Below are 14,058 nucleotides of genomic sequence, written 5' to 3'. Positions count from 1 at the left end.
TATGCTATACTATTCCACATAAATGCGTTTGAGCGTTAAAGCACCAATGCGACAAAAAGTTAAATATGAAACGATTAATCCCTCTCTTTTCGGGATAATACTATTTAATTTTTCACACCAAGTGAGGAGAGTAGATGATTCATGAAAAAGGAACTTTCAATCTGGCTAGCGCTCATACCGATGCTTGCTTTAATCGGTTCCGCGACCGCTTCGATATTTATATGGAAAGCAGGCATGCATATCCCATTACTGATCGGCGTTTTGGCAGGAGCCATTGTTGCCATTGCACGCGGTTGGAGTTGGCATGAAGTAGAAAAAATGATGGTGAATGGAGTTGCAAGGGCATTACCAGCCGTGTTTATTCTCCTTATTATTGGCATCATCGTAGGTACATGGATCGCAAGTGGGGTGATCCCTACCATCATTTATTATGGACTATCGATCATGAAACCATCTTTGTTCGTTCCACTCGTTGCCCTTGTAACAGGAATTGTTTCTATTACCCTAGGAAGTTCCTTTATATCGATTGCCACAATCGGGCTTGCCTTTATGGTGATTGGAGAAGGACTTGGCTTTTCCCCAGGGCTCGTTGCTGGGGCAGTCATTTCAGGCGCCTATTTTGGCGATAAGCTTTCGCCAGTGTCCGATACAACGAATATCGCACCTGTGATGGCCGATACAGATTTATTTAGTCATATTAAGCATATGCTCTGGGACACTATCCCCGCATTTGCGATCGCTATCCTTATGTATTGGGTGGCCGGACTTTTTGGAGCAACGAACAGCACGGTAAGTACGGAAAATATAGATATTATTACTCATGCCTTACAAGGCGCATTTACTATTCATCCGCTATTATTGCTTATGCCGCTTCTTACTATTTATTTGATGATTAAACGCGCCCCTGCCATTCCAGCCTTAATCGGAGTCAGCTTACTTGGCGGCTTGCTTGCAGTTATTTTTCAAGGAATATCTGTGACAGAAATTGTGAAAGTGATGACGAATGGTTTTTCAGTTACGACCGAAATCGAAGCCGTCGATTCCTTACTTAATCAGGGTGGCCTTATGTCGATGCTAGGAACCGTTGCGTTGTTGATCATCGCCACAGCGTTCGGAGGAATTTTAGAAGAAACTGGAGCCTTTAATGTGTTGACTGGAAAAATAATGGAGAAAGTGCGCTCTACTGGGATGCTTATTAGCTCAACGATCCTATCCACATTCGTTGTTGCTTTTGCGAGCGGTGCGCAATTTTTAGCGATTATTTTACCAGCTCGAACCTTTACGAAAAAATATAAAGATATGGGAATCGATACAAAGAACTTATCGCGAAGTGTAGAGGCTGCCGGTACAGTCGGAATTAACCTTGTTCCTTGGAGTGTTCCTGTTGTCTTTGCAGTTGGGATTCTCGGTGTAAGTCCAGGTGAATTCATTCCATATAGCTTCTTTGTATTTCTCGTTCCACTTATCAACATTATTTTTGGTTTCACTGGTTGGACCATCACAAAAAAGAAATATGATAAAGGAGATATCGCAGCATGAGTGAGGTAATAATCAATGTGTTAGGAACCGCACAAGATGCCGGAGTGCCGCACCCTAATTGTTTTTGTGAAAATTGTACACGGGCATTGAATGATTCTCGTTTTCGGCGCTTAGCCGCCTCACTAGCTATCATTCTGCCCGAAAAGAAAGCATGGCATTTGATTGATGCAACGCCTGATTTAAAAGAACAGATGGCAAGAGTACAAATGAAATATGAAATGCATTCAAAATTAATGGAAAGCATCTTTTTAACCCATGCGCATCTAGGCCATTATCCTGGCTTATTATTTTTAGGTCGGGAAGCAGTCGGAGCGAGTGATGTACCTGTTTTGGCAGGTGAAAAAATGAAGCGGCTATTAGAGGAACAAGCACCATGGAGCCAATTAACAGCACTTCGTAATATTGATGTGCAAGAGAGGATAGACGGAGATTCCGTTCAAATTGATCCACAGGTGAGAGTTACATTTATTGAAGTTCCACATCGAAATGAATTTTCCGAGACCTTCGCTTTTTTAATCGAAGGACCGAAAAAGAAGCTACTATACGTTCCAGATATTGATCGTTGGGATCAGTGGGATCACGAGCTGCACGACATTTGCTCTCAAGTGGATATTTGCTTGCTCGATGGCACATTTTATTCCGAGAAAGAGCTTGAACATATAGGTCGAGATTTCCGGGAAATCCCCCACCCGCATATGACGGAAACAATGGATAGACTACAAGACTTAACAGAACAGAAAGAGATTTATTTCATTCATATTAATCACTCAAACCCAGCAATTCATGAGAATGATCGGGTGAGAAATATGATTGAGTCTAGAGGTTTCTATATTGCTGAGGATCAGATGGAATTGAAGCTGTCGTGAAATATGCAAGTGCTCAGTGCACATAAATTAGCGTAAGACTGTCTAAAAGAGAATATTATATAAGAAAAATGGAATTGTGGTAAACATCGGCACCCGATTTACCTTAGTTGGGATTTTTTGCCGATGAAGAGCATTCGGAAGAGGTTCGATTTACCTTATTAAGGATCTTTATCCGATAAAGGGCATTCGGACGAGGTTCGATTTACCTTATTGAGGATCTTTATCCGATAAAGGGCATTCGGGAGAGGTTCGATTTACCTTATTGAGGATCTTTTGCTGATGAAGGGCATTCGGACGGGAGTCGATTTACCCTATTAAGGATCTTTTGCCGATGAAGGGCATTCGGACGGACTTCGATTTACCCTATTGAGGATCTTTATCCGATAAAGGGCATTCGGACGAGGTTCGATTTACCTTATTGAGGATCTTTATCCGATAAAGGGCATTCGGACGAGGTTCGATTTACCTTATTGAGGATCTTTATCCGATAAAGGGCAATCGGGAGAGGTTCGATTTACCTTATTGAGGATCTTTTGCCGATGAAGGGCATTCGGGCGGGAGTCGATTTACCCTATTGAGGATCTTTATCCGATAAAGGGCAATCGGACGAGGTTCGATTTACCTTATTGAGGATCTTTTGCCGATGAAGGGCATTCGGACGAGGTTCGATTTACTATAATGACGTAAATATGCTACCAAGAGGAAATGGTCAACAACCTAAGCATAAAAGGGGCTGCTCTAGAAGTTAATAAACTTTGACTTCTAGAACAGCCCTTACCTATTAATATATTGCAAATGGTGTAGGCGTTTATGCTAAAATTACTTCTTCCCACTCCCTAACATAAGCCGCCGTTTGGGAAACTAAATCATTTTTCCCTATCTGGCAAAGCATTCATCGCTGGATATGGATCTCCACCCGGTCCCAATGTCTCTGGCGTAACAAACTTTCCATCTTGATTGTAGCCAACGTATAAGGACATAATAAATCGTATCCAAATCGATGAACCCTTGTCCAAGTGCACCTCAATTGTTATCTGCCATATAGAAGATTAACTTGCTGCTCTCCAGCCTCTAAAAATATTGCTTCACCAATATGCACTTCTTCGGATTGCATCTAGTACACATCATCCGCATTTATATGATTTATGCCCGGATGCTCCACTGCCATTTTTATCTATTCTCCCTCTAACCTATTTCAATCCTGAAGTCGCTATCCCTTCTACTAAGTACTTTTGGAAAAAGACAAACACAAGGAAAATAGGAATAATAGATAACGTAGACATTGCAAATAGTGAACCTAGACCAGATTCTCCTTCAGCATCAATAAACATTCGTAAAGCCAGAGTAACCGTGAAATTTTTCGCACTGTTTAAATACAATAATTGACTAAAGAAATCATTCCACGTCCACATAAAAGTAAATAATGTTACCGTTACAAGAGCCGGTTGTGTAAGCGGTAAAATAATTCGCCAAAATGTTTGAAAAGGACCACACCCATCCACTCTTGCTGCTTCATCCAAATCCCTCGGCAAAGCTCGAATAAACTGGACGATCAAAAAGATGAAAAATGCATCAACTGCAAAAAACTTAGGTACGACGATCGGTAATAACGTGTCAATCCATTCCAGTTCGTTAAAAATAATATATTGAGGAATAACAATGACATGATGTGGGATCATCAGCGTCAAGAGCATACATGCAAATAATGTTTTCTTAAATCGAAATTCTAATCTAGCAAACGCATATCCAACCAATGTACATGAAATTAGATTTCCAATGATTGCTAATCCAACCATAATAAATGTATTTAAATAGAACGTTGTAAATGTTGTTCGAGCTACACCAGCCCAGCCTTTCACATAATGAGCAAGTGTGAAATCCTTCGGCCAAAGCCCCGCCTCTTTAAAAATAAGCTCTGTCGGTTTAAACGAACTACTAATCATCCAAAAAACCGGATACAACATTAAAATGGCTCCAGCAATGATGAAAAAATGAAATAGAAACTTTCTACTGTTTAGTGATAACATGTGCGATTCACCTCTATTCTCCGTAATGAACCCATTTTTTTGATATAAGGAAGCTAAGACCCGTGAAAATAGCAATAATCACTAATAAAATCCAAGCCATTGCGGACGCATAACCCATTTGGAAATTACCAAATGCCGTTTGATAAATATATAAAGTGTAGAACAATAAAGAATTGACTGGTCCACCCGTTCCATCACTAATAATATAAGCAGGAGTAAATGCTTGAAAACTTTCGATGATCTGCATAACAGTATTGAATAATATAATAGGAGATAACATTGGTAATGTAACAGTAAAGAACTTTCTTACTCTTCCAGCACCATCGATGGAACAAGCCTCGTAAAGCTCTCGTGGAATACTTTTTAGACCCGCCAAAAAAATGACCATAGGTGCACCAAATTGCCAAATTTTCAGAAAGACAATCGTATAAACAGCATATTCAGGGCTACCTACCCAACTCGGAAAATCGAAGCCGAAAAGGGCAAGAAATTGGTTTACGATTCCTTGATCGCCAAAAACCTGTTGCCACAAAATCGCAATCGCAACGCTGCCGCCAATAAGGGACGGAATATAATAGACCGACCGATAAATACCAAGACCGCGAATGCCTTTATTTAAGAGCAGCGCGACGAAGAGTGAAAAGGTTAACTGAAGTGGCACAGACATAAATACATAGAAAAAGGTAACTTTTAACGTTTGCAAAAATTGATGGTCATTTTTAAAAAGATTAATATAATTATTCAACCCTACCCAATCGGGCTTATTTATAAATCCATAATTTGTAAACGACAAGTACAACGAACTGATCATTGGTACAGCACTGAAAACGAGAATCCCAATAAACCATGGTGCAAGAAATAAATATCCCGTAAGAGATGGGTATTTACTCGTAAGCGATTGCCTTATTTTCGTTTCTCTTTTTCCTACATCGATCACTTTTTGCTTACCATATAATGCTTCGGATTTCCGCATATGATCGAACCTCCTATTAGAGTAGGAACTTGAACATTAAGTCCAAGTCCCTTAATCTCTTTTTATCTTTTTAATATTTGTTCTGCTTGAGTAAAGAAATCGTCAACAGCTTTTTCAATTGATTTTTGCCCAAAAGCAATCGCTTCGTTTTCGGCCATTATAAGTTTCTGAACAGATGTGCTACCTGTTGGTAATACCGGGTAAGAAGTGAGCATTGGCAGCATTTCATCTATATATTCATATTCTTTATGTTGGGATTCGGAAAGCTCATCCTTAATAACCTCTTGCATTTTCTTCGAAGGCGGTTGGCCATGCTCTCCTTTAAATATGGCCGCTGCTCCCGGATCATTAACGAGCCAATTAATTAAAGTAGCTGCTTCCTTTGGATGCTTCGTATGTGCAGACATTCCAATTCCCGAAATGATTAATGGTACGTCTTTTTGAGCATTTTCAATCCATGGATAGCTTACAATATTTAGTTCATTCTCAGTGCTTCCTTGATACGTTTTTAATTGGTTAGAGCTTGTACTAATCATCGATACTTTTCCTTGTGCCAATAAGGACTGTTCTTGAGATTTCCCACCTTGTTCTGTTTGGATTGCGGCTGGTGGAATCGCTCCAGCTTTACGCAAGTTATCCCAAAGAGTATACCAATCAATTAAATCTTGTTTATCAATCCCAAGCCCATCTTCTGTAAATAAGCTTTTTCCTCTTTGAAGTGCAAACAACTCCAGACCTCGATATGCGCCACCTTCATCCTCTGTTGCCCATGCGTCATCACCAAGATGTTCTTGAATCTCTAACGCTGTTTTTTCATATTCTTCCCACGACCAGTTGTTTTCTGGAAATGTTACACCTGCTTTTGTAAATAAGTCCGCGTTATAAAAAACACCTGTAACAATATGTCCCCACGCGATCAAATATTGATGACCTTTTTTCTTCCCAGCCTCAACATCAACCTCTTCAAAATCATCCAAATTAATATCTCCAGATGCAACTAACTCATCTAGTTCCTTATACATTTTTCTTTCAATAAAATCATCTAGATAGAAACTGCTTGCCTGAAATACATCAGGTGTATTCCCACCCGCCGATTGTGTGATCACTTTTTCTACAAACTGTGTTTCGTTTCCAAACTCACGTGCAACAATTATGTTTGGGTGAGCTTCCTCAAATGCATCAAGCAATTCATTGATCATATCATTTCGTTCTTGCCCACCCCACCAAGCCATTCGCAATTCTACCTGACTTCCATCCGAACCATTTCCTTTGTTATCTCCGTTCGCTTCCTTGCCTCCACTTCCACATGCAGCAAGTGCGAATATAAGTAATGAGGAAATGATCAATACAATGATTTTTTTGGCCATCTTTTATCCCTCCGGAAAATGTTTGATAAAAAAATTACATCATTTTAGGCTAATTGCTTTTTACAACCTAGGTATTTGCCCATCCCAATTAAGGGCATTCTCTAAAATAAACCAAAAGGAATCATCTGCATAATGGACAATAGTGCCACTTAAGCTGCGTCGAACAAAACGACCTTCTGGAGAATGATAGCCGCAAACATGAACGATTTCTTCCGGAAGCCCTACAACCATAGCGATATATGCACCATAAGTAGGATGCCTTAAAGCTGGACTGCCACTTACTCTTGGATCGTTCTTCCATCTTTCAACATTCTCAGGGTTGTATTCATACGGCTTGCCTACATCATGACAAAGGGCAGCGGCCAAAAGCATATCACTATCAACACCAAGCGGTTCATTAAATACTTTTTCCAATGCCTCTTTCATTGCCATCGCTATATAAGTTACTCCTAATATATGGCGTGTTTGATCCCCTTTTATTGGTGCTCCAGGCATCCCAGAGCCAGGAATCTGCTCAATGCGCTCATATCCATTTAATGCTAGTGCCAATGCCCATGCTTCAATCACCTTTTCACGAAGTTCTGGATTTTGAATATCATTGATTGGAGGCAAAGATGTAACGACCCCATCCTTAATTTCTTGTGGAACATTAATATCAATGTTAAGCATTTCCATGTTTACTCTCTCCTTTTAAATTGTTATTTGAATAAAATCGATTAGTTTACACCCGTTAGATCCTGACTATTTCGAAAATTAACCTCAGAGTTGACACAAGTTGGCAGTTCTCGCCTAGAAAGTCCTGCTAACAAATTCTCAGCCGCTAATAGGGCCATGCGCTCACGCGTCTCATAGGTAGCACTTCCGATATGCGGTGTAATCAGAATATTGGGCAAGTTTATCAAAGGATGATCTCCTGGGAGCGGTTCAGGATCGGTTACATCTAAAGCTGCATAAGCAATTTCACCTGCTTTTAGTGCTTCATAAAGTGCCTCTTGATCAACATTTGGTCCACGCGATGCATTTATGAAGTAGGCCGTTGATTTCATTTTCTTAAACTCTTCCTTCCCAAACATCCCCCTACTTTGATTAGATAGAGGCACAAGGCAGACAATACAATCGGATTGCTTTAATAATTCATCAAAGGAAACATATGTAGCACCTAATTGTTCATCTCCTTCTCGTCGCGAACGGTTATGGTAAATAATGTTCATCCCGCATGCCTTCGCCCTCCTCGAGACAGCGCTTCCAATATCTCCGAGACCAACAATTCCAAGCGTTTTTCCATATAAATCAATTCCATATACTTCTTTCCATTGATTTGTTTTTACTAACTCCCAGCCTTCATGGATACGACGAGTTGCGGTTAAAAGAAGGCCAAACGTTAAATCTGCTGTCGCTTCCACAAGTACGCCTGGTGTGTTACTAAATGGGATGCCTTTTTTTGTACAAGCTTTTACATCGACATTGTCATATCCTACTCCAGATTGAGCAATTACCCGCAGCTTTGGAGCTGCTTCTAACAATTGTTCATCCACTTGAATATGCCCCATACTTAGCAGACCTTCAGCGTCAGCAACCCATTCAAGTAATTGTTCCCGGGGGATTACATTCGGCCCTTCCCAAATCTTCACTTCACACTCTTCAAGTAATTTTTCATATGCTTTCGGCCACGTTTTCCCAGTTATTACAACTTTATATTTTTTCATCGTCTTCTCCCTCCTATGGACAATATTTTTCCTCATAATTGAATAGAATTATGGCAAATCGACTTTAATTGTTTTTCTACATATTTACTATTTTCAACCATCGCACCATCTGGGTCCTTCACCGCCTCGGCCGATTCTTCTTCCACCATAATCCAGCCATCATAATCTGTCTCATGAAGCATCTGAACAATTTTTGGAAAATCAATCATTCCATTTCCCATTGCTGTCCATTCTTTGTTAGGAAGCATATCTTTAAAATGAATGTGTTTAATAAGCGCCCGATTTTCCTCAAATATTTTATACACATCCATTCCGCCTTTAGCGATATGCCCCGCATCAGGTGTATAACCAATCACTCGTGTATCCAGACCAGCAAACATTACTTGATAATCTTCTTCATTTTGAAACACTGAGCCTGGTGATGAATTCGGATGAAAGGATGCGACAACGCCTTGATCGTATGCTCTTTGACCGATAGCATTTACACATTTTAAAATATTTTGTTGGCGTTCCTCTAAACAATCCCGGTTATCTTCAGGCAGCGGAACGATATTCATTAAAGCATTCGGAAAGTGTTTCAAATAATTAATGAAATAATCGGCGTCATTACGCTCTGCTTCTGTTTCAATCGGATGACGCCAATGCAGAGACAATGTTAGGGCTGCGAGCTCTAGCCCTCGTTTTTCTAACTCTTCTTTTAACCTCAGTGGCTCATGATAGAACGATCCCAACATAACGACCTGTGTGTCTAATCCTTTGAACCCTCCTTTTTGAATTACGTCCAAAATATGCAGCAAATTATCCGATTGCGTTTCATAAGACATTTGCCATGTATACCCGTGACATCCGAACTTAATCACCATTAATTCTTCCTCCCTATTATGAAGATTGCATTTCTTATCTACCTAGCCACCCTCCATCTACTGCAAGTAAATGTCCGTTCACATAATTTGAAGCATCCGATGCCAAGTAAACGACTGCACCCTTAAAGTCATCTGCCTGTCCCCATCTCCCTGCCGGAATCCTTTCAAGTATTTGCCGATTTCTCGTTTCATCTTTGATCAGTGCTTCATTCATATCTGTCGCAATATAGCCGGGAACAATCGCATTTACGTTTACGTTATGCTGCGCCCATTCATTAGAAAGTGCTTTTGTTAATTGCGCCACTCCCCCTTTTGCTGCCGCATAAGCCGGAACAGTAAAACCTCCTTGATATGAAAGCAAAGAAGCTAAATTAATTATTTTTCCTTTTTTATTAGGCACCATAAATTTTCCTGCCTGCTGACAGAGAAGCCAGACTGTTTTCAAGTTAACATTTATCACCTCATCCCAATCTGCCTCTGAAAAGTCGACAGCAGGTGAACGTCGCTGAATCCCAGCATTATTGACTAATATATCGATTGTTCCAAACTTCGCAACGACTGTAGGAATCGCTTCCTTTACCTGTGTTTCATTTTCCAAATCACACAAGATGATTTCACATCTTCTCCCCAGTTTCTCGATTTCCTGCTTTACATTTTGCCGCTCCTGATCCCTTTGTAATAAAGCAATGTCTGCACCGGCTTCGGCTAATGCAATTGCGATCGAACGGCCAATTCCCCTCGTCGCACCAGTGACCGCAGCTACCTTTCCTTCCAATGAAAATGCCTGTAACACAAAACCACTCCTCACTTATGGTTTGATTAACACTTTTAGTGACGTTTCTGGATTTTCCATTAGTAAAAATCCTTTATTAATTTCATCTAACGATAGTTCATGGGAGATAATCGGCGATACGTGTAGATTTCCTTGTGCCAATAAATCAATCGCTGTTTTAAAGTCGTCACTGCTATAACAACGTGTTGTAGTGAGTGAAATTTCCCGATAATGCATCTTCGCTAGATTCAATGTAGGAGGCTGCTTGAATACACTAACTACCACGATTTCTCCTTGTGTTTTTATAATATCGATCATTTGCTCTGCCGTTGTTTGCGTGCCAGCTACTTCGAAAACTACATCAACCCCTCTTTCGTTCGTTCGATTTAATATTTCTTCCGTAATACTTATTCGATTTGCATCAAGCACATGGAAGCCGAGTTCTTTTGCAACTTTTAAACGATAAGGGCTAATATCTGAGATAAAAATGGTATTCGCCCCATTTAATTTTGCTATTAAGCCAATTAAGAGTCCGATCGGCCCAGCACCTAAGATCGCGATATCTTGCCCAATCTTTAACTTGGATTTTCGGACTGTATGAACCGCTACGGCTACTGGTTCAGCTAAAGATGCAATGGAGTCTGAAAGATGATCTGGTGTTTTATGTAATCGATCGATCGGAACTACTACATATTCCGCAAATCCACCATCCATATCAATTCCAATTAGTTGCAAAGACTCACATACATGATTTTGACCGGAAATACATGCCGAACAATTACCACAGCTAATGGTCGGTTCAACAACTACTCGATCACCTATTTTAAAGAGAGAGTCTCCACTTATCTCCTCAATGACTCCGCTAAATTCATGCCCCATCGCTAACGGCGCCTTCGCTCTCGGATGTTTACCAAAATAAATCATCATATCCGTCCCGCATAAACCAGCACATAAAACTTTTATTAATGCTTCACCCGATTGAACGGTCGGCTTTTGTATTTCGTTAATACTAATATTTTTTTCAGCAAGATATTGTCCAGCCTTCATTAATAACACTAGCATTCCCTCCTTTATTACAGTGATTGTAGATGTTGTCTACTTGTCGACAACATAAAAATGGAATGACGTGCTCCGAAACCTATTTCAAAGCACGGATTTTTATACTTTATAAATATGAGGTAAATAAGCTTCCCCAACCGTTTGTTTCGTATCTTCGAAATGCTGCTCCACCAAGTTATGAATCATATCCTTATCCTTTGATAGAAGGGCCTGAATAATGGAACGATGTGCCTCTATTAAGTTTTTCACTTCAATTTTATCTTCTAAAAAACGCTTTTCAGTCGCAACGATCAGTAAACATAAAACGATATGGCGAATATTATTCCAAAAATGTGAAATTCGTTTATGATTTGTTTCTAAAATAATGCTTTCATGGAAAAGCAAATCATAATAAGAAAATTCTAAGTGATCATCATGATTAGACAATAATTCCATCATGTCTAGAATTCTATAAAACTTCAACGCTTTCTTTTCGTCAAAGTTGTCCGCAATTCGTTGCAAAGCAAAATTCTCAAGTAAAAATCGAACATCGTATAGTTCATCGATATCCTGTTTTGTTAAGCCAAGAACGACTGCCCCCATTCTTTGCAGGTCAACAAGTCCTTCAGTGGCCAATGTTTTAAATGCCTCCCTAACCGGGGAGCGACTTGTTCCAAATTGGGCAGAGATTTGATTTTCCGTCAATACTGTATCTCTTGGAATATGCCCACTAATAATTTCCAGCCTTAATTCACTAGTGATTCGCTCTCCTAAAGAATCCCCTCGGAGCCATTTTTCAGGAAACTTCATCATTTATTCACCTTTTCTAACGTCATTTATCGATGTTGAAAACGCATTCAGCTTTATTGATACTAATACTAGTCGACAAGTCGCCTAGTTGTCAACTACTTTTTAGAATATTTTTATCGTTCATATTATTCACTCTCATCTGACAGCAATTAAATAAGGCAAATCAAACAATCTACCACTCCTCATGAAATAAAGCTGAGGGTAAAAGCGCATAGATAAATGTAATAATTTCGGGAAGACTGAATAAATCCCTATCGTCAATAAAAAATAAACATGGCATGACCAAACTTACGGATGAAAAAGGATTTGCTGATTATATTTCGCATTCCAAACAAATTGAAGGCTATTCTAAACTAGAAGAACGTACATAAAAATAAACACCGCCCAACCTAGTACAAACATTACTCTAAACAATTCGCGACCAATCGACTTTTAGCACATACTATCGTCGATTTTTCAAAATTGATATACGCTAGAGAAAAACGTTTGTATTGGAAAGGCGGCGTGCCTTTACTATTTTTTATAGTACTCCTTCACCAATTCATCCATGAACCAATTCGTTCGGGCACCTATTTTTCCAGTGCATGAACATTTCCCCGTACCGAGTAAATCGCTAACGACCGTTTCAATAAAAGGTTGTTGAATATGAATCGGATTTTCAAAAGACCATTGCTCCTCGCCTTGGGATGAAATCAATCGAACAGGTTCCTCCCCAAAGGTAGAAAACGTCACTTTTCCATTACTCCCGATAATTTCATTCATTTCATATTCCTCAGACGCGGAAAAACACCATGTACCTGTGCCATGTACACCTGATTCAAAAATGTATGTAGCAGTCACAATATCTTCCGCTTGATATGCTCCATGCTGATTTGAAGCAAACCCTTTCACTTCCTTGACCGGACCAAGCAAAAAATCAAAAATATCAATCGTGTGACTTGCTACATCAAAAAACAGACCACCACCGGCAAGGTCAGGCTGCACCCTCCATGAGGGGCTTTGCGTATCCACTTCCTTATCGCCAGCAGAACGATAATGCGTCGTCATAGCAAATCGAATATCGCCTAATATCCCACTCTCAATAATTTCTTTCACTTTTAAAAACTTTGGCAAAGCCCTGCGATAATACGCCACATAAAGTGGTACATTACGATCAGCACACGCCTTTATCATTTCAACACACTCTTCATAATTTAACGCCATCGGTTTTTCCACATAAATAGGCTTTCCCGCAGCTGCCGCCTTGATTGCGTACTCTTTATGAAAAGCAGGCGGTGTCGCAATGTAAATCGCATTTACCTCTGGATCATGAATCAGCTTGTCCGCATCATCGTACCATTTAGGTACATGATGGCGCTCTGCATAATCACGGGCAAGCTCCCCATTTCTGCGCATAACCGCTACTAGCTCAGAATTGGCTATCTTGCTAAACGCCGGGCCACTTTTTACTTCTGTCACATCACCACAGCCAATAATTCCCCAACGAACAGTCGATAAACTCATCTTAATCACCTCTTTATACTTTTACATCCTTTGCTGAACTCTACTAGAAATAATACCATATGATTCTTTATTTTTTTATATTTCTTCCAAAAAGGGGCCCTTTCATCTGGCTAAGGTTTCCATATATATTGAATTTGCACCCGTTTGGGAATGGATTGCACAACTTTGAGTGTTAATTGCTTATATTTCCCCATAATTGCGCTAATTTCGGGGTTAATTGCGTATATTTCTCCATAATTGCGTCAATTTCAGGGTTAATTGCGTGACTTCGCCCCATGCCGTATAATCAAGAACTTTAATGAAAAAAATACAAAAAACAAATAAAGAAGGTGAGTCAAAATCGATCAAACATTAAGCTATTTACGTGAATCATTAGCCAACTATATAGAGGACGAACGATGCAAACAAATTTACAAGAAGCTTGAAAATCATAATTATGACAGCGAGGGAAAGTTCGTATTGGATTTAAATGAGGATGAGATTACTTATTTAGATACTGTTCTTAAGAAAGAACTTGAATACGCTAAGCAGGTGCAAAACGATGATCGCGTAAATGAGTTAAGCGAAGTGTATGAACTTCTCGTTAGGTGATTT

13 protein-coding genes are annotated in these 14,058 nt (G+C 39.7%); 3 read left to right on the top strand and 10 right to left on the bottom strand.

Annotation, left to right across the window (positions count from 1 at the left end; genetic code table 11):
• The first annotated feature begins 141 nt into the window (after nucleotides 1-141).
• Both nhaC and KHA95_RS08755 read left to right on the top strand, forming a co-directional pair.
• Nucleotides 142-1,539, top strand: a complete 1,398-nt coding sequence (gene nhaC, locus KHA95_RS08760) for a Na+/H+ antiporter NhaC (RefSeq protein ID WP_213137123.1) — start codon at nucleotides 142-144, stop codon at nucleotides 1,537-1,539.
• A complete protein-coding gene (locus KHA95_RS08755; protein ID WP_213137122.1) occupies nucleotides 1,536-2,405 on the top strand; it encodes an MBL fold metallo-hydrolase in 870 nt (289 codons plus the stop codon). Before nhaC ends, KHA95_RS08755 begins: the two co-directional genes overlap by 4 nt.
• 1,190 nt (nucleotides 2,406-3,595) lie before the next feature.
• Here the strand turns inward: KHA95_RS08755 and KHA95_RS08750 are convergent.
• From KHA95_RS08750 to KHA95_RS08705, 10 genes are all read right to left on the bottom strand, one after another.
• On the bottom strand, nucleotides 3,596-4,432 hold the full coding sequence (locus KHA95_RS08750; protein ID WP_213137121.1) for a carbohydrate ABC transporter permease: 837 nt from the start codon (nucleotides 4,430-4,432) through the stop codon (nucleotides 3,596-3,598).
• Nucleotides 4,433-4,445: 13 nt separating this feature from the next.
• Nucleotides 4,446-5,405 carry a carbohydrate ABC transporter permease gene (locus KHA95_RS08745; RefSeq protein WP_213137120.1) on the bottom strand — a complete coding sequence of 320 codons (960 nt, stop codon included), beginning with the start codon at nucleotides 5,403-5,405 and terminating at the stop codon, nucleotides 4,446-4,448.
• Nucleotides 5,406-5,467: 62 nt separating this feature from the next.
• Entirely contained in the window at nucleotides 5,468-6,772 is a 1,305-nt protein-coding gene (locus tag KHA95_RS08740) for an ABC transporter substrate-binding protein (RefSeq protein WP_213137119.1), read from the bottom strand.
• A 60-nt stretch (nucleotides 6,773-6,832) separates the two neighbouring features.
• Nucleotides 6,833-7,447, bottom strand: a complete 615-nt coding sequence (locus tag KHA95_RS08735; protein WP_213137118.1) for an HD domain-containing protein — start codon at nucleotides 7,445-7,447, stop codon at nucleotides 6,833-6,835.
• Between the two features lie 41 nt (nucleotides 7,448-7,488).
• Complete coding sequence (locus tag KHA95_RS08730) at nucleotides 7,489-8,478, bottom strand: 2-hydroxyacid dehydrogenase (protein WP_213137117.1); 990 nt, start codon at nucleotides 8,476-8,478, stop codon at nucleotides 7,489-7,491.
• Nucleotides 8,479-8,510: 32 nt separating this feature from the next.
• Nucleotides 8,511-9,341 carry a sugar phosphate isomerase/epimerase family protein gene (locus KHA95_RS08725; RefSeq protein WP_213137116.1) on the bottom strand — a complete coding sequence of 277 codons (831 nt, stop codon included), beginning with the start codon at nucleotides 9,339-9,341 and terminating at the stop codon, nucleotides 8,511-8,513.
• A 34-nt stretch (nucleotides 9,342-9,375) separates the two neighbouring features.
• Nucleotides 9,376-10,134 carry an SDR family oxidoreductase gene (locus KHA95_RS08720; RefSeq protein WP_213137115.1) on the bottom strand — a complete coding sequence of 253 codons (759 nt, stop codon included), beginning with the start codon at nucleotides 10,132-10,134 and terminating at the stop codon, nucleotides 9,376-9,378.
• A 15-nt stretch (nucleotides 10,135-10,149) separates the two neighbouring features.
• On the bottom strand, nucleotides 10,150-11,160 hold the full coding sequence (locus KHA95_RS08715) for a zinc-dependent alcohol dehydrogenase (RefSeq protein WP_213137517.1): 1,011 nt from the start codon (nucleotides 11,158-11,160) through the stop codon (nucleotides 10,150-10,152).
• Nucleotides 11,161-11,271: 111 nt separating this feature from the next.
• Nucleotides 11,272-11,961 (bottom strand): GntR family transcriptional regulator, encoded by a 690-nt coding sequence (locus KHA95_RS08710; protein ID WP_213137114.1) that lies wholly within the window; start codon nucleotides 11,959-11,961, stop codon nucleotides 11,272-11,274.
• Between the two features lie 513 nt (nucleotides 11,962-12,474).
• The gene (locus tag KHA95_RS08705) at nucleotides 12,475-13,464 is read right to left on the bottom strand and encodes a Gfo/Idh/MocA family protein (RefSeq protein WP_213137113.1); all 990 of its coding nucleotides are present in this window, start codon (nucleotides 13,462-13,464) and stop codon (nucleotides 12,475-12,477) included.
• Between the two features lie 339 nt (nucleotides 13,465-13,803).
• On the opposite strand from KHA95_RS08705, the gene KHA95_RS08700 reads away from it, so the two are divergent.
• Nucleotides 13,804-14,055 (top strand): sporulation protein, encoded by a 252-nt coding sequence (locus tag KHA95_RS08700; RefSeq protein WP_213137516.1) that lies wholly within the window; start codon nucleotides 13,804-13,806, stop codon nucleotides 14,053-14,055.
• Nucleotides 14,056-14,058 lie beyond the last annotated feature (3 nt).

This window comes from Bacillus sp. FJAT-50079 (assembly GCF_018343515.1).
In the GTDB taxonomy this organism is placed as follows: domain Bacteria; phylum Bacillota; class Bacilli; order Bacillales; family Bacillaceae_C; genus Lederbergia.
This window is presented reverse-complemented; position numbering and strand designations above follow the sequence as displayed.

Excerpts from the sequence above, each read along its gene's own strand:
- nhaC (WP_213137123.1), top strand. The coding sequence starts at position 142 with ATGAAAAAGGAACTTTCAATCTGGCTAGCGCTCATACCGATGCTTGCT.
- KHA95_RS08755 (WP_213137122.1), top strand. The coding sequence starts at position 1,536 with ATGAGTGAGGTAATAATCAATGTGTTAGGAACCGCACAAGATGCCGGA.
- KHA95_RS08750 (WP_213137121.1), bottom strand. The coding sequence starts at position 4,432 with ATGTTATCACTAAACAGTAGAAAGTTTCTATTTCATTTTTTCATCATT.
- KHA95_RS08745 (WP_213137120.1), bottom strand. The coding sequence starts at position 5,405 with ATGCGGAAATCCGAAGCATTATATGGTAAGCAAAAAGTGATCGATGTA.
- KHA95_RS08740 (WP_213137119.1), bottom strand. The coding sequence starts at position 6,772 with ATGGCCAAAAAAATCATTGTATTGATCATTTCCTCATTACTTATATTC.
- KHA95_RS08735 (WP_213137118.1), bottom strand. The coding sequence starts at position 7,447 with ATGGAAATGCTTAACATTGATATTAATGTTCCACAAGAAATTAAGGAT.
- KHA95_RS08730 (WP_213137117.1), bottom strand. The coding sequence starts at position 8,478 with ATGAAAAAATATAAAGTTGTAATAACTGGGAAAACGTGGCCGAAAGCA.
- KHA95_RS08725 (WP_213137116.1), bottom strand. The coding sequence starts at position 9,341 with ATGGTGATTAAGTTCGGATGTCACGGGTATACATGGCAAATGTCTTAT.
- KHA95_RS08715 (WP_213137517.1), bottom strand. The coding sequence starts at position 11,160 with ATGAAGGCTGGACAATATCTTGCTGAAAAAAATATTAGTATTAACGAA.
- KHA95_RS08710 (WP_213137114.1), bottom strand. The coding sequence starts at position 11,961 with ATGAAGTTTCCTGAAAAATGGCTCCGAGGGGATTCTTTAGGAGAGCGA.
- KHA95_RS08705 (WP_213137113.1), bottom strand. The coding sequence starts at position 13,464 with ATGAGTTTATCGACTGTTCGTTGGGGAATTATTGGCTGTGGTGATGTG.